Raw genomic sequence first — 21396 nt, 5'->3', positions numbered from 1 at the left:
TCATCAGAGGATTTGATTTTATTAGATGATCCGATTTTGCTTAGCTATGTATCGATGAGTTTCCTACAACCTTTCAAATTTATTATTTAATGGATAAACCAAAATTCCTCGCATCCATCATTACCTAGAGTTAACGTTAAACCCAGTTTTTAAGAACCCCTGACGCGTATCTATTTGTCAGGGGTAACAGCTAAAGTGAGGGATTAATTCGCCACCAAAGATACTTCAAGCAACACCCAAGTTTGACCACTAACCCGAATATCCATAAGGATTTTCGGGTTTTTTATTACATACAACGCCAAAGTTTACCAACTGACAACAAGCACAAAAGTGCGGGTAACTTTGAGATGGGTTACCCTCACGGACTCATTATGGCGCTTACAGATACTGTAATTCGCAATACAAAACCGTCAGCGACGGCTGAGCTACTCCTAATACGCTCTGCATTTACGGAAAATTCGTAAATGCATCGTTTGTTTAAAATAACTGCCTTGGGCGCTATTCGTCATTACTTCTGAAAGCTGGTTAGGGGGCTTTACGATGAAAAAATATAACGCTTGCATTGAGCTGACTACAAATTCTATCGAAATGAGCTTAGCTTGATTATTATAAATTCTTAACCTAAGCTATTGATAGATATAATTTATTCTGTTCCCAGAACAATTTATGATTGAAATAATCCAGAAGTATCAAAATTCAATCGCTGGATTAATTGCTATTGCAGGATGGATCGTGACATATCAACTCAATGTCCTTAAAGATCGTAAGAATAAACAGCGTGATCTCATTACTGCCCATCTACTCGATGCCTATCGAAAACTCGAATCTGCTTCTAGTCGAGGAAAATTAACCGAGAATCAAATCGCTAATGTTGAATCTGCGATAGCAGATATTCAGATTTTTGGGTCAAAAGAGCTCATTACTGCCATAGAAAAATTTATGGTAGATTTTATGCTGAATAAAAATATAGATTTAAGCGGAATCTTAGGACTATTGCGTGAAGACGTGCGAAGCGCCCTCCATTTACCTAGGACCAACAGCGCCGTGCGACATTTCAGGCTATGAAAATTGAGCCAGCTTTGCTTCCAATACACCATGCAGCGCATTACAAACAATAATTTTTTTTGCCGCATACAAGTCCGCAAGTGTCAGCACGCGCTCCGTAGCGCCCCAGCTTGCATCATCAAGTAATACTGCGCGCATGACGCCCGGCAAAAGCCCGCTGGTAACAGGTGGAGTAAACCAGTGGCCTTTTAATTGAATAAAAACATTACTGCGCGCCCCTTCAGTGATCTCGCCACGTGTATTGCAAAATAATAAATCAAATGCATTAAAGCGCTTTGCCTCGGCCAAAGCCCGCTCATAATTTCCCCGCACTGTGGTTTTATAACGTAGCCATATATCTTCCGCTGCTACCGGCGTGAAACCCACGTCTATAGCAAGCCGTAAGCTAACTGGTTGCGTCAGCGGAACAAAGGGCATACTGGTTATTTCAACTCTACCCGGTTTATCTAAAGTAACTCGCAACCGCTGCGCTGAGCCTACTGGCAAACTTGCAATTGCTGTATCGAGTGCCATACGCAACGCGTTCATATCCCACTTAAAACCAAAATAAGAGGCGGCTTTATACAAGCGTTCCCAATGTCGCTCAAGATAACGCACTCCGTGTTCGCGCGTTGCATACATCGTTTCGATGAGTGCAAAACCTGGGTCCATTTTAGTTAGAAAGTCCGCTTTTAATGCGCATTCAGCAGATTCATGCGCTGCCACGCTATCGTATACGATGCCCGCCCCAATACCTAAGCACCCATCACGCAGGCGGTCAACGCGCTGCGCGTCTAAGGTTAAGGTACGAATTGCAACCGAGAGGCAAAAATCCCCGCAAGTTGGCGAGGGTGACGCAGATGGGGAAGGCGCATCAAGCCAGCCGACCGCCCCTGTGTATAAACCACGTTGCGTATTTTCAAGCTCGCCGATTAATTGCATCGCGCGATATTTGGGCGCGCCAGTAATCGAGCCTGATGGAAAAAGGGCGCGCATAACCGTAGCGAAGTTAACCTCAGCGCGTAACTGCGCGGTCACGGTTGAGGTCATTTGCCAGACGGTCGCGTGTGGCTCAACTGAAAATAACTCAGGGACCTGCACCGAGCCAGTTTGAGCGATACGGCTAATGTCATTACGCAGTAAATCAACAATCATGAGATTTTCTGCGCAGGTTTTTGGATCAGACGCTAACGTAGCGGAAGCATTGGCGTCGGCCAAGTTCTCGCCGCTGCGTGCCGCAGTGCCTTTCATCGGCTGCGCAGTGATTTGTCCTGCTTGGTGACGTAGAAAAAGCTCGGGAGAGCAAGAAATGATCCAACGTTCATTCGGCAATGCAATAAGCGCGCCATAAGGCACGGGTTGCCGCGCGCGTAAGCGCCGGTATAAACCCATAGGCGCACCAAAAGCACTGAAATGCAGCCGGTACGTGTAATTAATTTGATACGCTTCGCCAGCGCTTAAGGCCGCCTGAATCGAGGACAGCGCCTGGTCAAAATCCGCCGGCTGCACGCTCGGGCGGACTTCGGCAATACCCGCAATGCTCGGCTCAGGGGTAACGGCGTCACGCATCACCAGCCATGCGTCAACTTCCGGCCGTGATAGGTGCGCACATTCGCGAAATAACAAGAAACGAAACGACGGTGCATTTGAACCGCTAGCGGCCGCTGCCTCGCCCTTTTGGGGCTTAAGTTGCGCCTGCACACCCCATTCATAATCCGCCAATACTACCCCATGCAACCCAGCACGCAAGTCAGCTTCTACTGCGCTACACACGCTCTCCCAAGCAGCTAGATCCGGGCATATGCGTTGATGCGCTAAATCAGTATACAAACGACTTGTCGGGGCCGCCTCGCTCGCATTGCAATCATCGAGCAAAGCAAAGCAATCAGGGTGTATTAACTCCGTGATTGCCATGATTTCAATTAAAAATGACCCTTAACGTCCCGGCTTGGGTTTGAGATTTAAGTTGCCGCGCCACGCTAAGGTTCTAGGTTTATTCAAAAAAACTTTTCACTCGCTCAAACCAGCCTTTGCTTTGCGGGTTATGCCGCTCGCCCCCATCTGCCAATGATTGTTCAAATTGCTTGAGCAATGCACGTTGTGCCTCGGTGAGTTTAACTGGCGTTTCAACTTGCACATGCACATAAAGATCACCCGGTATATTCGAGCGCACTCCTTTAATGCCTTTGCCGCGCAAGCGGAAAGTTTTCCCTGGCTGTGTGCCTTCTGGCACGGTAAAACTTGCGCGTCCGTGCAGCGTGGGTACTTCTATGTCCCCACCAAGCGCCGCGCTGGTAAACGGGATCGGCATCTGACAATGCAAATCATCGCCATCGCGCTCAAAAACGGAGTGTGCCTTGACATGAATTTCCACATATAAATCCCCGGGCGGCCCGCCGTTCAAGCCAGGTTCACCATTGCCGGCCGAGCGGATACGCATGCCATCGTTAATTCCGGCTGGGATATTGACGGCCAGGGTCTTATTTTTCTTGATTTTGCCAGCACCATGGCAAGAGCCGCATGGCTGCGCAATATAGCTGCCGCTACCATGACATTTAGGGCAAGTCTGCTGAATGCTGAAAAACCCTTGCGAGATCCGCACGGTGCCTGCGCCTGAGCAACCCGGACAGGTCTGCGGCTTAGTTCCTGCGGCGGCGCCTGAGCCACTACAAGTCGTGCAGGACTCCCAAGCCGGCACCCGAATTTGGGTCTCATAGCCGCGCGCAGCCTGTTCAAGCGTAATCTCCATGCCATAACGCAAATCGGCGCCCCGATACACCCGAGAAGCGCCCGCTTGACCGCGTTGCCCGCCACCGAAAATGTCACCAAAAATATCGCCAAAAGCCTCCGCGAAGCCACCAAAACCTTGCGCTCCCCCATTCATATTGGGATCTACGCCAGCCTGACCGTATTGGTCGTAAGCCGCGCGTTTTTGTGGATCAGAGAGCATTTCATAGGCTTCTTTAACCTCTTTAAAATGCGCTTCTGAGTCTTTATTATCCGGGTTGCGGTCCGGATGATATTTCATAGCCAGCTTACGATATGCCTTTTTAATTTCATCATCGCTTGCATTTTTGGCAACGCCCAAAACGTCGTAGTAATTCCGTTTCGCCATATTGATTCAATGTTCACTCACAGTTTTAGCGAACAGCTCCATGTCTACAAATAAAATTTGCCTGGCGAGCGCCAAGGCTCACCAGGCATTGTTTGTGCAAAACGCTCTTCCAAGCATGCACTATTTTTCAGTCAGTTAATTTTTCTTAACTTCCTTGAAGTCAGCATCGACGATGTCTTCTTGCGCGCCACTGGTTGCCGCCTCAGCCGCGCCCGTTGGCTCGGCTGCCGCTGCATCAGCTTGCATATTAGCGTACATTTTTTCGCCAAGTTTTTGCGACGCTTGAGCAAGCGCTTCAATCTTTACATCAAGCTCGGCTTTATCCACATCACTACGCTTGAGCGCCTCTTCCAGCGCCTTTAATGCATCTTCAATGCTGGTTTTCTCAGCCGCCTCAAGCTTATCGCCATGCTCGGTCAGCGCTTTCTTAGTGCTATGCGCTAATGCATCGCCTTGATTACGCGCATCCGCCAATTCACGCAGTTTACGGTCTTCTTCGGCATTGGCTTCAGCGTCTTTCACCATTTGTTCAATTTCAGCTTCAGATAGACCCGAATTGGCTTTGATCGTGACTTTATTTTCTTTGCCGGTTGCTTTATCTTTCGCCGATACATGCAAAATCCCGTTAGCATCAATATCGAGAGTCACTTCGATTTGCGGCAAGCCACGCGGCGCTGGCGCAATTCCTTCAAGGTTAAATTCACCCAGCAGTTTATTCGCCACCGCCATTTCGCGCTCGCCCTGGAACACTTTGATGGTGACTGCTGGCTGATTGTCGTCTGCGGTTGAAAATACTTGTGAGTATTTGGTTGGGATCGTCGTGTTCTTTTTAATCATCTTGGTCATCACGCCACCCAACGTTTCAATCCCAAGCGAGAGTGGCGTCACGTCAAGCAATAGCACGTCAGTACGATCGCCTGACAGCACTTGGCCTTGAATCGCGGCGCCCACGGCCACGGCTTCATCTGGATTAACGTCACGGCGCGGTTCTCTACCGAAAAATTCTTTGACCTTTTCTTGCACTTTGGGCATGCGCGACATGCCGCCAACCAAAATAACGTCATGAATTTCGCTTACGTTCACTCCCGCATCTTTGATAGCGGTACGGCAGGGCTCAATCGTGCGCGTGATCAAATCCTCAACTAATGCCTCAAGCTTAGCGCGGGTAATCTTCATGTTCAGATGCTTTGGCCCGCTTGCATCCGCCGTGATATAAGGTAAGTTGATCTCGGTTTGTTGCAGGCTTGAGAGCTCAATTTTGGCTTTTTCAGCCGCTTCTTTTAAGCGTTGCAACGCCAACACATCTTTTGACAGGTCGACGCCCTGCTCTTTTTTAAACTCGCCAATAATATAATCGATAATGCGTTGATCAAAATCTTCGCCACCTAAGAAGGTATCGCCATTAGTCGACAGAACTTCAAATTGCATCTCGCCATCAACATCGGCGATTTCAATGATCGATACATCGAAGGTGCCGCCGCCTAAATCATAAACAGCGATTTTACGATCCCCTTTTTCTTTTTTGTCTAACCCAAAAGCGAGCGCTGCCGCGGTGGGTTCGTTGATGATACGCTTGACTTCAAGCCCAGCAATACGGCCTGCGTCTTTGGTTGCTTGGCGCTGACTGTCATTAAAGTAGGCGGGCACCGTGATGACCGCCTCGGTGACAGGTTCGCCGAGATAGTCTTCTGCGGTTTTTTTCATTTTGCGCAGTATTTCAGCCGAAATTTGTGGCGGCGCAAGTTTTTCGCCACGCACGTCAACCCAGGCATCGTTATTATCTGCTTTAATGATTTTATATGGCATTAAGGCAATGTCTTTTTGCACTTCTTTTTCTTCAAAACGCCGCCCAATCAGGCGCTTAACGGCATAAATCGTATTATGTGGATTGGTCACGGCCTGCCGTTTAGCCGGTGCGCCGACAAAAATTTCGCCATCTTCCATATAAGCGATGATCGAAGGCGTCGTGCGAGCGCCTTCTGAATTTTCAATCACTTTAACTTGATTGCCTTCCATCACAGCAACACAAGAGTTCGTCGTGCCCAGGTCAATCCCGATAACTTTGCCCATTTAATTCTCCTAATCCTTTAAATCGTGGTAAGCACAGGGCTTACCTGTTTATTCAAACTATACTGAAAATAAGTACGATACGCTTATTTTCAAGGTGTTTATTTACGCCAAGTTAGCGTTATGCGCAGGCGGCGCGGAAGAGCTGGCGTTTTTGGGTTCGCAGACCGTGACTAATGCTGGACGCAAGACACGCTCCGCAATCAGATAGCCTTTTTGCAAAACGCTAACCACCGTATTCGGCTCCTGCTCAGCACTGACCATTGAAATGGCTTGATGCAAATGCGGGTCGAATTTCTCGCCAACTGGATTAATTGTCACAATCCGCCCTTTTTCCAGCGCGCTATTAAACTGACGCAAAATCAGTTCAATCCCTTCGCGCACTTTAACAAGGTCCGCGGAAGAATCGGCTAGCGCGGCTTCAAAACTATCCATTACCGGCAAAAGATGTCCAGCAAAACGCTCTAATGCGAATTTATGCGCTTTTTCAACGTCTTCTTGGGCGCGGCGGCGCATATTTTCGGTTTCTGCCTTGGCGCGTAGGTAACTGCCTTCAAGTTCAGCGATTTTTTCCTGTGCCTTAGCAAGCGCCTCTTCAGTCAGGCGAGAGCTTTCTTGAGGGGCAGTTTCGACATTGAGCGCAGCATCTGGCTGCATTGTTTGATCAGGCTGCTTTTCTTCCATATTCAATCTATTTATTCAATCCAAAAAATTATTTTACACAATGTAGATCTCCCGTTAGGAGAGAAGTTACATGTTTTTTATCGCAGAAACTTTATTTGGGGATCTAACCCTCTATTTCAAGAGATCGCGCCAGATGAATTTTGCACGGGCCAACCTTGTAAGTGCAAACGTACCAGGTCTGCTAGGCCATCGATAAACCACGGCGCAGCATTTAAGCATGGAATGTAATGATATGTCTCTCCTCCTGCCTGCAAAAAAATAGCGCGCCCCTCAATCCCGATTTCTTCGAGCGTCTCCAAACAATCCGCTGTAAAACCGGGACAAAGCACATCAACCCGCTTGACTCCTGCCGCCCCGAGCTCTTTAAGTACTATCGCTGTATCCGGCCGCAACCATTCAGCCCGGCCAAAGCGTGATTGAAAGGTGATGCGATATTCAGCGTCTGATAAATTCAGTCTTTGCGCCAGCAATGTCGCGGTTAACTGGCAGTGCATATAATACGGATCACCTAAATCGATGATGCGTTTAGGCACTCCATGAAAACTCAACAGTAACCGGCTGCCTGAGGCAAAGTCAGGCAAGCCGTGTACGGCCCAATGTGCGCGCACTTGCGCTGCAAGCGCATCAAGATACGGCATAAAATCCGCATAATGCCGAATCGTGCGTAATTCAGGCTGGTTACGCATCCGTTGTAATGCAGTAAACGCCATATCAAAAGCGGAGGCCGTAGTGGCTGCGCAATATTGCGGATACATCGGCAGCAACAAAACGCGCTCAACCCCGCTGCGTTTTAATTGCGTTAGCATCTCATGGATATTGCGCGACCCGTAGCGCATCGCGTACTCCACACTGACGGCATAGCCTTGCGCATTGAGCTGCTGCTGCAACGCTTGAGCTTGCTGTGCAGTATAGACCCGTAAGGGTGAACCCTCGGACAGCCAGATCGACCTATATTTAGCCGCTGCGGCACGCCCACGCAAGGGCAAAATAATCAAGCGCAAAATCAATTGCCAGATGAGTGCAGGAATTTCAATCACCCGCGGATCAGACAAAAATTCGGCTAGATAGCGCCGAACTGACCGCGGCGTTGGCCTATCTGGGGTGCCAAGGTTAATCAACAGCACTGCGACGCGCGATGCATGGCTTGGGTGGATCTGTGGTTCAAGCTCAAAATGCATGAGTACCCGTTATTAGCATAAAAAATCCATCGAATTATTAATCATACGTCAAAGCGAGTAGGACACTCGCAAAAATTTTGTCGCCTCGCTATGTTTTTATTGACGAACCCCACGATTCAATTTATATTTAAATCAATTAGGCTAAAAAATGGTTCGCGCCTTATCATATCAAGGCCAGCATCAAAAAATGATTGGGTTCACTATGCTACCTAGGTTAAATTTTAAGCAATTGAAGGAAATCGTTATGGCTATCGCTTTATTTGACACGCTAAAATTTGCTAAACGCTTGCAGGAAGCAGGTGTGCCAACTGCTCAAGCCGAAGCTGAGGCAGAAGTTTTGTCTGAAATATTTGCGGTCAATCTACAGGCGTTACCCACCAAACAAGACTTGCAAGCGGTTAAAGAAGAGTTACAGCATGACATAAAAGACGTACGCAGTGACATAACCGATGTGCGTGGGGAAATAAAAGGTATACGCAACGACATCACCGACGTGCGCAATGAAATGCGTATTGAAATAAAAGAGGTCCGCAACGACATAACCAATGTGCGTGGCGAAATAAAAGAGATACGCAGCGACATAACCAATGTACGTGGGGAAATAAAAGAGATACGCAGCGACATAACCAATGTGCGTGGCGAAATAAAAGAGATACGCGGCGACATAACCGATATGCGCGGGGAAATAAAAGGCCTTAAAAAGGACGTATCCGGTTTGCGCACCGAAGTAGATTCCAAGCTGGAAAAATTGGAGTTGCGGCTAACGATTAAACTCGCCGTCATTATGGCGACGCTACTCAGCGCTGCGGTAGGGCTCAACAAATTTTTAATTTTAAATTAATCCGCACCGACTCAATTTCACTTCGGCTCTAGACGGAGCAAAACGATGCGTTTTAACTTTGGATTAACGCTGACTCAGGGCTTGCGATAGCAACTTTGCAGTAATATCAACAATCTGAATGACACGCTGATATGCCATCCGCGTTGGACCAATTACGCCAAGCGTGCCTACAACCTGGCCATCAACCTCGTAGGATGAGGTAACCACACTCATTTGCTCAATCGGTACGAGATTGGATTCGCCGCCGATAAAAATCTGCACGCCTTGCGCGTGACTAGAGACTTCAAGAAGCTGTAATAAACTGGTTTTTTGATCGAATACATTAAACAGCTTGCGCAAGCGGTCCATATCAGACGACAAATCCGCGACCTCAAGTAAATTCCGCTCTCCAGAGATCAAGACAGCTTCGCCCAAATCAGAAGTCTCCTCCGTACTAGCGACAACCGCTTCCTGCATAACATGCATTAAATGCGTCATATCGCCGCGCAGCGCTTCCAGTTCTGCACGTAAGCGTTTACGCACTTCACTAAAGCTCAAGTTTGCATAATTTGCATTAATATAATTTGACGCTTCGCTTAGCTGTGAGGGCGAATACTCTTTTTGTGTCGCCATAATACGATTTTGCACATCGCCTTCAGGAGTCACAATCACCAGCAGAATGCGTTTTTCCGAAAGGCGCATAAATTCAATCTGCTTAAATATATGACTGCGCCGCGGCGTCAAAACAACCCCCGCAAATTGCGACAAATTGGATAGCACGCTCGCCGCAGCCGCGACAAGTTTATTCGGCTCGCCAGGCCGCAATTGCGTGCGCACCGTACTTTCAACCTGTGCATCATCTGTGGGCGGCTGAGCCACCAGCATTGTATCAACGAAGAGCCGATAGGCCCGTGGCGTGGGGATACGCCCGGCTGAGGTGTGCGGACTCACAATAAGCCCACTTTCCTCTAAGTCAGACATCACATTACGGATTGTTGCGGGACTCAGCTCAAGGCCAGAATATTTAGAGAGCGTGCGCGATCCCACCGGCTGACCTTCGGCAATGTACCGTTCAATCAGGGTTTTAAGCAAAGTTTTGGCGCGTGGGTCTAACATAGCACCAAATTGTAGCGCAATCGTCACAGTAACCGTGTATTCATCAGCGTTTTTTTGGCCGACTGGTCAAAATAAGATCAACTGCTTAAAAAGCCGTATTGCCTAGTTAGGCAAACATGGTATGTTCCCTTTTCTGGGCGCGGCGCAACTTTATTTCCAAATGGCGCATCGCCTTTTTCGATCACAGCATAAGCCCGCTATGCCAAACAACACTCCTTTTAAAACCATCGCTCTTATCGGTCGCACCGATGCTCCACGTATTGGAGAGTTATTAGCGCTCCTGGCTAAGCGCATTCAGCAAGATGGTTTTGAGGTGGTTTTTGAAGCCAACACCGCCCGCGTGATTAACTTGGCGGCCGATGATAATTTAACGCGCAGTCCAATTCTGACGCTTACTGAGATAGGCCACCGCGCCGATGTTGCGATTGTCTTAGGAGGTGATGGCACGATGCTTGGCGTGAGTCGCCAACTTGCGCCTTACGGCACGCCATTGATTGGCATCAATCACGGGCGACTTGGTTTTATTACCGATATTTCAATTAGCGAAATGCAGCAGGTGATCCCGACCATGCTAGCAGGTGATTTTGCACGGGAAGAGCGCGCCCTGCTTGAAGCACGCATCATGCGGGCTGGTGCACCTATTTACCATGCGCTCGCTTTTAATGATGTGGTGGTCAACCGTAGCGGCTTTTCCGGCATGGTCGAATTACGGGTTCAGGTAAACGGCTGTTTCATGTATGAGCAGCGTTCCGATGGCCTAATTGTCGCTACCCCAACCGGTTCCACGGCCTATGCATTATCATCGCACGGGCCGATTTTACATCCTCAGTTAGGGGGGATCGTCTTAGTGCCTATTGCTCCCCACGCGCTGTCAAACCGGCCAATTGTATTACCTGATCATTCTGAGATTGCCATTCAGATCACCAGCGGGCGTGATGTTAATGTGAATTTTGATATGCAATCATTCTCTGCTTTGGAGCTAGAAGACACCATCGAAGTCCGCCGCTCCAATCATACTGTGCCTTTTTTGCATCCACCAACGTATAGTTATTATGCAACTTTGCGCAGCAAGCTGCATTGGAGTGAACCACCTTCATATGGCTCTAACCCTAATGTTTATTGAACTGCGCGCCAAATTAGTACAGCACAATCTAGCGGCTGGCTAGCTGTGAATTAAATTTTGCGATATTCTCAAACTGCTTGCGATTTTTTTGATTGCACGCGGCGAATTTTTTATTAGTCTGAGCTTAAGATGTTACGCTATTTATCGATTCGCGATTTTGTTATCGTCAGCACACTTAAACTTGAGTTTGAGCCTGGTTTTACCGTATTTTCCGGCGAAACCGGAGCCGGCAAATCCATTCTCATAGACGCTCTAGCCTTGGCGCTCGGCGCACGCGCAGATGCGAGCGTGGTGCGTTCGGGCCAGCCACGCACAGAAATTACAGCTGAATTCACTGTCTCGGAGCAGGTGCGTTACTGGCTCAATGAACATGCACTGGATGACGCTGAGCAGGATAATTTGTTACTGCGCCGTGTCATTGATAGCAGTGGCCGGTCACGCGCTTTTATCAACGGCACGCCAGCTACGCTTGCGCAACTGCGGGAAATCGGCGAAATGCTAGTTGACCTCCACGGCCAACATGCGCACCAACTGTTAATGCGCCCACAGGCGCAACGCACCCTGTTTGATCTACATGCCGGTCTTGCGCCACTCGCGCAGGAAACAGCTCAAGCCTGGCATCGTTGGCACGATGCCATACGCGCAACGCAAACCGCGCATGACGCAAACCGCGAGACTCAGCTTGAACGCGAACAACTTATCTGGCAGTTAGATGAATTGGACCAACTGGCTCCACAGCCGGGCGAATGGGAGTCAATTAATACAGAACACCGACGCTTGACACATGCCGCCAGCTTAATTGACAGCGTTCAGCATGCGCTAGAAATATTATCTGAATCCGATCAAGCTCTGCTGCCACGACTTAGCGCTTTAATTAATCTACTCCGTAAGCAAACGCAAATTGATGAGCAGCTGGCTGATGCGTTAACCGCTCTGGAACCAGCCGAGATCCAAATCAGTGAAGCCGTGCATACATTAAATCATTATGTACAACGACTCGAACTTGACCCTGCTCGACTCGCCCAGGTTGAGACACGACTTAATGCACTCCATAGCAGCGCCCGCAAATTCCACGTGGCGCCTGAAACGCTAACTGCCGAACATGCGGCGCGGCGCGCCCGCTTAAAAGAATTTGACGCAGCAACCGATTTAGAGAGATTGCAGGCAGATGCAGCATCGGCTCAAGCACACTATGAGAAACTAGCGCGACAGTTATCCAAGGCGCGCGCGCCAGCGGCGCAGGCGCTCAGCGCAGCCGTCACCACAACCATGCAAGATTTAGCCATGGCGGGCGGGCGCTTTGAAGTTGCGCTCGTGCCCCTGACGCAGACGGCAGAGGAAACTCAGCCTTTAGGCCGCGCACATGGATTCGAGCACATCGAATTCCGGGTTGCGAGTCACCCTAGCGTACCCCTACGACCGCTAGCGAAAGTGGCCTCCGGCGGGGAACTAGCCCGGATTAGCCTCGCCCTTTCCGTCATTACCAGCACGGCTAACCCAACGCCGACTTTAATTTTCGACGAGGTAGATAGTGGCATCGGCGGCGCTGTAGCTGAGGTAGTTGGGCGCTTATTGCACCAGTTAGGGCAACAACGTCAAGTGTTGTGCGTCACTCATTTAGCGCAAGTGGCAGCGCGCGGCGATGTGCATTTGCGGGTGACCAAACAGACCACATCTGCTCAGCAAGTCGTCAGTTTAGTGACTTCATTAGATCCCGATGGTCGCATCGAAGAAATTGCAAGGATGTTAGGCGGCATTGAAATTACTTCAACCACGCGCCAACATGCACAGGAAATGTTAATTTAGGAAATTCGCTTAAACACGCGCGCCCAGAGCGCCAATACGGCTTCATGTTGAGTTTGCACCTGCGCGGCGGGCACCCGCACATGCTGCTCGATACCATCCAGTTGTAACCTATGTTGCCACCTACGATAGAAACGATATGCATCACCCACGATAGCCGCTTCGCTGCCCGTAATGGCAGCATAATGCGCCGCTGTGCGTAGCAACGCAATATTGCCTGTATTACGAATCAACTCAGGGCATGATCCGGCGTATAGCAAAACAAAATACTGCACCATAAATTCAATATCAACCATCCCGCCCCGATCATGTTTAAGGTCGAAGAGTTGGCTTAAATTCGGATGACCTTCTAAGACCCTAGCCCGCATCGCCACAATCTCTTGCGCTAACGTCGCCGCGCTACGCGGCAAGGTCAACACTTGGGTCCGAATCGCTTCAAACGCAGCGCCAATACGTGCATCGCCAGCACAGTAGCGGGCTCGCGTTAAGGCCTGATGCTCCCAGCTCCAAGCAGCGTTTGCCGCTCCCTCTTCATGCAATTGATAACGACGAAATGTATTCAGATCGGTTACCAGTAAACCTGATGCGCCATCGGGCCGCAGCCGTAAATCCACGTCAAAAAGCTGACCGGCTCCGGTCGAGCTCGTCAGCCAGGTGATTAAACGGCGTGCAAAACTTAAATAAATTTCTGGCGCGGCCTCGTCTGGGTCATCATATAAAAATATAAGATCCAAATCAGAACCATAAGCCAGCTCTTTACCGCCCAACTTGCCATAGGCGATCACCGCAAAACGCGGAATGGCACAGTGACGGCGTGGCACTTGCCGCCAAACTGCCTCAAGCGTGACATCTAATACCGCATCCGCCAGTTCAGACAGTCGGTCACTGACGTACTCAAGCGTCATACGCCCAGCCAGATCAAGCAAAAGAATGCGAAATAGTTCGGCATGGTGCGCATGGCGTAGCAGGTCCATCTGTTGCTCAACCCCATCAGCGGCGGCAAGCTGCGCGGCCAATGAAACTTTAAAGGCTGGCCAATCAAAGGTATTCGTCAGAAGTTCATCATCGAGCAATTCATCTAAAAGCTGCGGATGGGAGCACAAGTAATCCGCCGCCCAACGCGAAGCGCCCAAGGTGGATAAAACCCGAGCCAGCGCCGCTGGGTATTCGATTAATAATGCAAGGTAGGCGCCACGCCGATTAATTGCTTCGAGCAAATCGAGGAACCGCAATAAAGTTTCATCACGACGCTTAGCATCTAATTCGTGCATGGAATAAAGTGCGCGCTCAACGAGCGAATCAAAACGCAACCGGCTTTTTTCAGGCAAATTAGTATGCCGCACAGAACGCCATACTGTAGTTAAACGCGCCAAAATTTTAGCGGGCGCATTAAAACCTAGCACTGCAACGGATTCGAGCAATTCTGGCGTACTTTCATCGTCCAGCATTTCGCTCCAAACCAGCGCGGCCGCTTCTGCGACTGTCATCGTCTTGGTTGTAGCGTCGGCCGTTGGGGGCGTTTCTGTCGTAGATGCTGCAAGTGGAAGGGCAATACGGCTTGCCGCACCGTGATTCAGCCCATAATGAATCTCGTTTTTATCCGCAAAAATCGCATCAAACTGCCGCTCAACGTTAACGCGATGTTCATCTAGCGTGTGTTTAAATTCCGCATAATTGGCAAATCCAAGCACGACCGCTAACCGTGCGCGCTCAGCCTCATCGACAGGCAAAACATGGGTTTGCGCATCATCAGCATATTGCAAACGATGTTCTAACTGACGCAAAAAAACATAAGCTTGCACCAACTGCTCAGCTACGGCGGGCGTTAATAACCCTAGTGATGCGGCAAAGGCTAATGCTTGCAAGGTTGGGCGCACCCGAAAACCTGCATTTTGCCCGCCCCGGATTAATTGAAAGACCTGCGCGCAAAATTCAATTTCTCGAATGCCGCCGCGCCCGAGTTTGATATCGTCGGCCTTATCCGGTCGCAGCGCAGCCCGGCGCATAGCCTCTCGACGAATTTGTGCATGCAGTGCGCGCACTGCATCGATGACGCCAAAATCCAAATAACGCCGATAAACAAATGGCTGCACTAGAGTTTCTAGCTGCGCGGCTAGACGTTGGGCCGCCTCACTCTCCGTTTCGCTAACCAGTCGACTTTTAATCCAAGCATAGCGCTCCCATTCACGCCCTTGAACATAGAAATACTCTTCTAACATAGGCAAGCTACACACTAACGGCCCAGCTTCGCCGTTGGGGCGCAAACGCATATCTACGCGAAATACATACCCCTCTGCGGTCAATTCAGACAGCACGCTAATCAGTTTTTTGCCTAATTTTGAAAAATATTCATGATTTGAAATGGGTGAACGCTCGCCACCCGTGGTTTCCCCTTCGTCACCATAAACAAAGATTAAATCAACATCCGATGAGACGTTGAGCTCGCCTCCACCCAATTTGCCCATACCCACTACGCCCAGTGCTTGCGGCAGAGCATCCACGCCATATGGCGCGCCGTACAGGGCTTGCAGTTCGGTATCTAATACTGAAAGCGCACTTTGAATCGAGAGTTCGGCCAAATCACTCATGGCGCCCGTGACTTCGGCAAGTTCAGCAGCACCCGCCAGGTCACGCTCCATTACCGTGCAAAACACTTCTATGCGCAGTTGGCGCAATGCACTTTTAAGCTGGGCTTCGTTGGGGCGCACCTGGCCCACGGACAATAGCGCCTCCAGTCGCTCTGCCATTTTTTTTCTTGTTAGTGGAGTCGCGCTCCAGCGTGCAACCAAATCAGCGAGCTCGGGCTGAGCTAGCAAGATACGTTTGGTATAACGAGAATATGCAGCGCTGTGCAAAGTAGATTCCATTTCTAGCGTAGCCTAACAAAAAATTTAAATCAGCTTAACCTTCTAAATAAGGTCAAGGATAATACGAACAAGGATTGCGCCGCAGATCGTGTTACATTTATCCACCCGATCAGTTCCCGACTTTTACTGTTTTTATAGCCTCTTAGCCGCAGCATGCCCGCCTCACAACCAACGCCCTCCGTGCGCGTAGTTAAACCCTCTTCGCGCGCTAAGCGAATGCTGATCGCTTTTGCTGGACTGGCGCTGGTGCTTTTTACCGGCATTACAGCGGCCGCCCTCACATTACGCTATGGGATTTTGCCAAAACTTGACACGTTCAGACCTCGCCTCGAGCAAGCCGCTTCGCGCGCGCTTGGGATGCAGGTCTCGATCGGACAACTTAGCGGGCACTGGCAGGGGGTGCATCCGCAGATTGAAATTTCACAATTCACCCTACGAGACGCTAACGGACGCACCCATTTAACCATACCTTTCACTACCGCCACCCTATCCTGGCGTTCCTTACTTGTATTCAAACCGGTATTGTCGAAGCTAGATATTCAAGCGCCAGAAATTACGGCGTGGCGCACCACCACTGGCGAATTATTCATCGCCGGCATTGCCGCTAATCCTTCGCTTACTGCGCAGAATAACAACCAGCACGCATTATGGGACTGGCTATCCTTACAAAAAACCATCTCTCTCTATAACAGTACGCTACATTGGCAAGACCAGACGCAATCCAACTTAGCTTTTACGCTAACGAGCGAACAATTCACGTTATTGTTATTTAATCATAGCGATCAGCGGCGCGCGCAACTCGATATGTCGGTGCACGTGCGCCAGCTATCCGCTCGCTTGGACCAAAGCTCGGCCTTATTGGATGCAGCTCATAACGCGCCCATCAATCTTATTCAGCGTTTTGATGGCCGTTATCGCTCTCCATCTATAGGGCGTGGCGAGCGTATCACCGTGCAGGGCGATCTCGCCGATCTGCGGTTACTAAGTCAATTCGCTACGCTAGCACAGATAACACCGTCCCTAACCCACCCCATTACCCGCCTCAAACCACGGGGGATACTCCGTGATTACAGCATAGAATGGGAGCAAACCCCGCCTAATCAAAAAGGTCAAACGGCAATTGCACACTATCAGTTTAAAGCGCAATTTGAAAATATTGGCATCGCAACCTCAAGCCTCCCGTGGATCAACCAGCATGCAGACCACGTCCCCTCTATTTTATTTGGTTTGACACAGCTTTCCGGCTCCATTGACGCCAATGAGGAGGGCGGCACCCTAACCCTGGCATCAAAACAAGCCGCAATCACGCTCAATCCTGTATTTGACGAGCCGACTCTCAAATTCGACACGCTCGCCGGCACTATGGCGTGGCAGGTTAAACAGCTTGATTCACGTAAGCTATTTCAAATTCAGCTTGCTCACCTTAATTTTGCTAACGTCGATGCCGCTGGTAGTGTGCATGGGACCTGGTCGAATGAGACTTCAAAGCAAGGCGATTTAAAATTGTCCGCAAATTTTGAGCGCCTACTCGTAGCCTGCGTGCCGCGCTATTTACCTACCCACATTAACCCAAAGCTTCGGGCCTACCTTAAACATGCGCTGGTGAGTGGCATCTCGCGCAAAGCGCTCATCAAGGTCCAAGGCCCACTTGACGATTTTCCATTTCAAAACCCACGAAAACCTGGCGTTTTCTATATTTCGGCGCCGTTTGAACACGGCCGCTTCGACCCTTCCTCCTATCCAGCAGAAAATACCGCCACTCAGCCCAGTGCGCAATGGCCCGCATTGGAAGATATACGGGGTCGGTTTGAGTTAAATCGTACGCAACTGAAAGTCAGCGCCGAGTCGGCACGCTATCGCAATGCCACGCTAAAAGAAATTAAGGCTGAGATTAATGATATATCCACCCACACGAATAATTTAATAATTAGCGGTTTAGCGCATGGACCGCTGGATGATATGCTGCATTATTTCAATGCTAGCCCACTGCCGCAGTGGACCACGCATTTAACTGAGCAACTACGCGCACATGGCAATGCGCAACTTAAGTTACGACTTGAAATACCCCGCGATAGCCAAGCGCATACCCGCGTGAAGGGCGCATTGATTTTTTCCAATAACGGTTTAAATTGGGGAGTATTACCCCCGCTTACCGCGCTTACAGGTCAACTAGATTTTACTGAGCGCACCCTCACGCTGGCCAAACTCCAGGCCCAGTGGTTAGGTGGCAAGATAACCGGTGCAGGCGGCGTCAACAAAGATGGCTTTACCGCGATTACCCTAAATGGGAAACTATCCGCTCAAGCGCTGCATAATTTACCCGATGATCATCTACTCGCCACTCTAGCGCGCCACCTAAATGGAGCAGCGGATTACCAAATCAGCGTACAAGCGGCTAAAAACACTACCGCAACGGTTACTGCAACCTCTAATTTAAGCGGTTTAAGCCTTGGTTTGCCCGCGCCATTCTTTAAAGATGCAAATACCCCAATGCCGCTGCGGTTTGCGCTAAAACCCGTTTACCGCAACCAGGAAGTTAGATCTGCCGCTACCAGCGCCACGCGCGCAGTGCAGACACCGATCCCCCCCATGCTTTCCCATAGCCGCCTTGATCTGCAAATAGGCCCGCTTAACGCAACTTATTTACTCCATCAAGGCCAGCAACCCACTATTATCAACGGCCAAATTACGCTTAGCGAGCCGGCCTCAGCAAGAACCGAGCCCCCTTTCCGCTGGCCAGCACGCGGCATTAAAGCCACCCTCAATCTCGAACAGCTCAATTTGGATGCTTGGCGCACCACCATAAATCGGTTCCTCACTCCCCCAACGACCGTTAATTCACCAAACCACCGCACCCAGCCCAATCAACCAACCCCTTGGTTAGCTTGGCTACCCACTCATCTATCGGCGCAGATTAAAAAATTAACGGCGGCCAATCGGCATTGGGACAATACCGAACTCAGCGCACATCGCATCAGCAACGGTTGGGAGGCGCGCCTCGCTTCGCCTCAGGCTTTAGGCTATTTACGTTGGCACTCCTCTTTATCAGCTGCAAACGGGATCCTGCATGCACGCTTTAAACACTTTAACCTCCCAGCGCCGATTGCAACCCAAGCTCCTGCGCCGACCGGTACCAAACTAGAAGTTCAGGCCAGCTCTTTTCCAGCGATTGATTGGGTGATTGATCAGCTCACCGTGCACGGCCATGCGCTAGGACAAGTTGAAGTGGCGGCGCACAATGCGCTCGACAGCAACGGCTCTCCAGTTTGGCAGCTCGACAAATTACAACTCCAAAATCCCGCTGCAACTTTGCATGCAACCGGCCATTGGGACCTGCCGCGCCAGCGACAGCTCACGGCGCCGTCAGCCCTAGCAACAGATACTGCTGCGCGCCATACGGCGCTTGCCTTCAGCCTGGCCATTAATAATGTCGGTGATCTGTTAAATCGCTTCGGGTTACCGCGCACCCTACACCAGGGCAGCGGTTCCCTGACGGGCAAAATGAGCTGGCAAGGCACGCCCATCGCACTGGATTATCCAAGCTTAAACGGCTCATTGTCGCTGGCTTTAGAGCGCGGGCAAATTCTGCAAATTGAGCCGGGTATTGGTAAATTGCTTGGGGTATTGTCGCTGCAAAGTCTGGCACGTTTTCTAGTGCTAGACTTTCGTGGCGTATTTGGCTCTGGCTTAACCTTTGACCAAATTAATGGAGCTGGCACAGTCAAAAATGGCGTTGGCCACATAGATAAATTTGAAATCTTAAGTCCCAGCGCGCGCATCACCATGGTTGGTAACACGGAGATTCTGCAGGAGAAGCAGAATCTACTTGTTACTGTCATACCATCGATTGATGCCGGTTCCGCTGCATTAGCGACGGCCGCCATCAATCCCTTGCTCGGTGTTAGCAGTTATCTTGCGCAATTAGTCCTATCCGCCGCCATTTCCCATAATTTTTCGCTTCAATACGCTATTACCGGCTCATGGACCAACCCGCAGATTGAACGAATTCCGAGCGAAGCGAGTAAAATTGATACTCAAACCGAAGCGGCTCCTGCACAATCAACGCATAGCCGCCCTTAAATTACGTTTATGAACCGGATTAAAGCCAACTTGAACTCTCTTGCGATTGCCAAAAATACACTCCTGACGCCTTATGGACTTGATGAAGCACTGCTAACAGGTATGCTCTCTGATATTTTCACGCGCCGAGTTGATTATGCGGATTTGTATTTTCAAGCAACGCATAGCGAATCATGGGAGCTTGAAGAAGGCCAGGTTAAATCAGGATCATTTAATATCGACCAGGGGGTAGGCGTACGCGCAGTGGCCGGTGAGCGCACTGCCTTTGCGTACTCAGACGATTTGTCGCCCGCCGCCCTGAAACAGGCAGTCGCCACGACGCATGCATTAGGCCGCCAAGGCGGGGGACGCGCACGCGTCAAGCTGGCTAACTCGCCTCCTAATTCAACCGCCCATCAGCTTTATCTCGGCGTTAACCCGCTTGCCTCACTCAGCGCTAACGAGAAGATTGCATTACTGGAGCGAGTTGAGCGTATGGCGCGTAGCCGCGACCCACGCATTAAACAAGTGATGGCGAATCTAGCGGGTGAATACGATGTAGTGCTCATTGCGCGTGGCGACGGGACGTTGGCTGCGGATATACGGCCCCTCGTAAGAATTTCCATCACTGTGATTGCCGAACAAAATGGCCGCCGCGAAATGGGCAATGGCGGCGGTGGTGGTCGTTTTGCTTATGATTATTTTAGCGATGCCATACTAGCCGGCTATGTCGATGATGCGGTGCGCTCCGCCTTGGTCAATCTTGACGCGCAACCTGCACCGGCTGGCTTAATGTCCGTAGTTTTAGGTCCAGGCTGGCCCGGCGTTTTATTACACGAAGCCATCGGCCATGGCCTGGAAGGCGATTTTAATCGTAAGGGCGCTTCCGCCTTTGCCGGATGCATCGGCCAAAGAGTCGCCGCTAAAGGCGTCAGTGTCGTGGATGACGGGACCTTAGAGAACCGGCGCGGTTCGCTTAATATCGACGATGAAGGCAATCCAACTCAATGCACCACTTTAATTGAAGACGGAATCTTAACCGGCTATATCCAAGATACGCTGAATGCGCACTTAATGAAAATGCCGGTGACCGGCAATGCCCGCCGCGAATCATACGCGGATCTGCCGTTACCACGCATGACGAATACCTACATGCTAAACGGCGATAAAGATCCACGGGAAATTATTGCTTCGGTTAAAAATGGCATATATGCAGTCAATTTTGGTGGCGGTCAAGTAGATATTACAAATGGCAAATTTGTTTTTTCAACGTCCGAAGCGTACCTGATCGAAAATGGCAAAATCACTTCGCCGGTTAAAGGCGCAACCTTGATTGGCAGTGGCCCCGAATCGCTTAAATATATCAGTATGATAGGCAACGATATGGCCCTGGATACTGGCATTGGCGTTTGCGGCAAAGAAGGGCAAAGCGTTCCCGTCGGAGTCGGCCAACCCACTTTACGCATTGACCGGATGACGGTCGGTGGCACCGCTTAGCCACAATCCCCACTGATTCGTAG

General features: G+C 50.1%; 13 protein-coding genes. 6 read left to right on the top strand and 7 right to left on the bottom strand.

What is annotated here, in order from left to right:
- The first annotated feature begins 666 nt into the window (after positions 1 to 666).
- Positions 667 to 1065, top strand: a complete 399-nt coding sequence (locus MCB1EB_RS00595) for a hypothetical protein (RefSeq protein ID WP_045363715.1) — start codon at positions 667 to 669, stop codon at positions 1063 to 1065.
- On the opposite strand, the gene MCB1EB_RS00590 is transcribed toward MCB1EB_RS00595, so the two are convergent.
- From MCB1EB_RS00590 to hemH, 5 genes are all read right to left on the bottom strand, one after another.
- Positions 1060 to 2958: a chorismate-binding protein gene (locus MCB1EB_RS00590; RefSeq protein WP_045363718.1), complete on the bottom strand. Its 1899-nt coding sequence runs from the start codon at positions 2956 to 2958 to the stop codon at positions 1060 to 1062. The two genes, MCB1EB_RS00595 and MCB1EB_RS00590, sit on opposite strands and share 6 nt — an antisense overlap.
- Before the next feature lie 79 nt (positions 2959 to 3037).
- Entirely contained in the window at positions 3038 to 4159 is a 1122-nt protein-coding gene (gene dnaJ / locus MCB1EB_RS00585) for a molecular chaperone DnaJ (RefSeq protein WP_045363721.1), read from the bottom strand.
- Positions 4160 to 4294: 135 nt separating this feature from the next.
- Entirely contained in the window at positions 4295 to 6229 is a 1935-nt protein-coding gene (dnaK, locus tag MCB1EB_RS00580) for a molecular chaperone DnaK (protein WP_045363725.1), read from the bottom strand.
- A gap of 102 nt (positions 6230 to 6331) precedes the next feature.
- Positions 6332 to 6910 (bottom strand): nucleotide exchange factor GrpE, encoded by a 579-nt coding sequence (gene grpE / locus MCB1EB_RS00575; RefSeq protein ID WP_045363732.1) that lies wholly within the window; start codon positions 6908 to 6910, stop codon positions 6332 to 6334.
- A gap of 116 nt (positions 6911 to 7026) precedes the next feature.
- Positions 7027 to 8088 carry a ferrochelatase gene (hemH, locus tag MCB1EB_RS00570; protein ID WP_045363734.1) on the bottom strand — a complete coding sequence of 354 codons (1062 nt, stop codon included), beginning with the start codon at positions 8086 to 8088 and terminating at the stop codon, positions 7027 to 7029.
- Between the two features lie 244 nt (positions 8089 to 8332).
- Here hemH and MCB1EB_RS00565 point away from each other — a divergent pair, with 244 nt between their 5' ends.
- Positions 8333 to 8929 carry a coiled-coil domain-containing protein gene (locus MCB1EB_RS00565; RefSeq protein WP_126353808.1) on the top strand — a complete coding sequence of 199 codons (597 nt, stop codon included), beginning with the start codon at positions 8333 to 8335 and terminating at the stop codon, positions 8927 to 8929.
- A 63-nt stretch (positions 8930 to 8992) separates the two neighbouring features.
- Here MCB1EB_RS00565 and hrcA read toward each other — a convergent pair whose 3' ends face one another.
- Positions 8993 to 10024: a heat-inducible transcriptional repressor HrcA gene (gene hrcA / locus MCB1EB_RS00560; RefSeq protein ID WP_045366068.1), complete on the bottom strand. Its 1032-nt coding sequence runs from the start codon at positions 10022 to 10024 to the stop codon at positions 8993 to 8995.
- Positions 10025 to 10223: 199 nt separating this feature from the next.
- On the opposite strand from hrcA, the gene MCB1EB_RS00555 reads away from it, so the two are divergent.
- Positions 10224 to 11147, top strand: coding sequence for an NAD kinase (locus MCB1EB_RS00555; protein WP_045366071.1), 924 nt, complete (start codon positions 10224 to 10226; stop codon positions 11145 to 11147).
- Positions 11148 to 11276: 129 nt separating this feature from the next.
- On the top strand, positions 11277 to 12953 hold the full coding sequence (gene recN / locus MCB1EB_RS00550; protein WP_045363737.1) for a DNA repair protein RecN: 1677 nt from the start codon (positions 11277 to 11279) through the stop codon (positions 12951 to 12953).
- Here the strand turns inward: recN and glnE are convergent.
- A complete protein-coding gene (gene glnE, locus MCB1EB_RS00545) occupies positions 12950 to 15817 on the bottom strand; it encodes a bifunctional [glutamate--ammonia ligase]-adenylyl-L-tyrosine phosphorylase/[glutamate--ammonia-ligase] adenylyltransferase (RefSeq protein ID WP_045363740.1) in 2868 nt (955 codons plus the stop codon). The two genes, recN and glnE, sit on opposite strands and share 4 nt — an antisense overlap.
- A gap of 153 nt (positions 15818 to 15970) precedes the next feature.
- On the opposite strand from glnE, the gene MCB1EB_RS00540 reads away from it, so the two are divergent.
- Positions 15971 to 19897: a YhdP family phospholipid transporter gene (locus MCB1EB_RS00540; protein ID WP_045363743.1), complete on the top strand. Its 3927-nt coding sequence runs from the start codon at positions 15971 to 15973 to the stop codon at positions 19895 to 19897.
- A gap of 9 nt (positions 19898 to 19906) precedes the next feature.
- A complete protein-coding gene (gene tldD / locus MCB1EB_RS00535) occupies positions 19907 to 21373 on the top strand; it encodes a metalloprotease TldD (protein ID WP_045363746.1) in 1467 nt (488 codons plus the stop codon).
- The last annotated feature ends 23 nt before the right edge of the window (positions 21374 to 21396 follow it).

The organism is Mycoavidus cysteinexigens (assembly GCF_003966915.1).
Lineage (GTDB): Bacteria > Pseudomonadota > Gammaproteobacteria > Burkholderiales > Burkholderiaceae > Mycoavidus > Mycoavidus cysteinexigens.
This window is presented reverse-complemented; position numbering and strand designations above follow the sequence as displayed.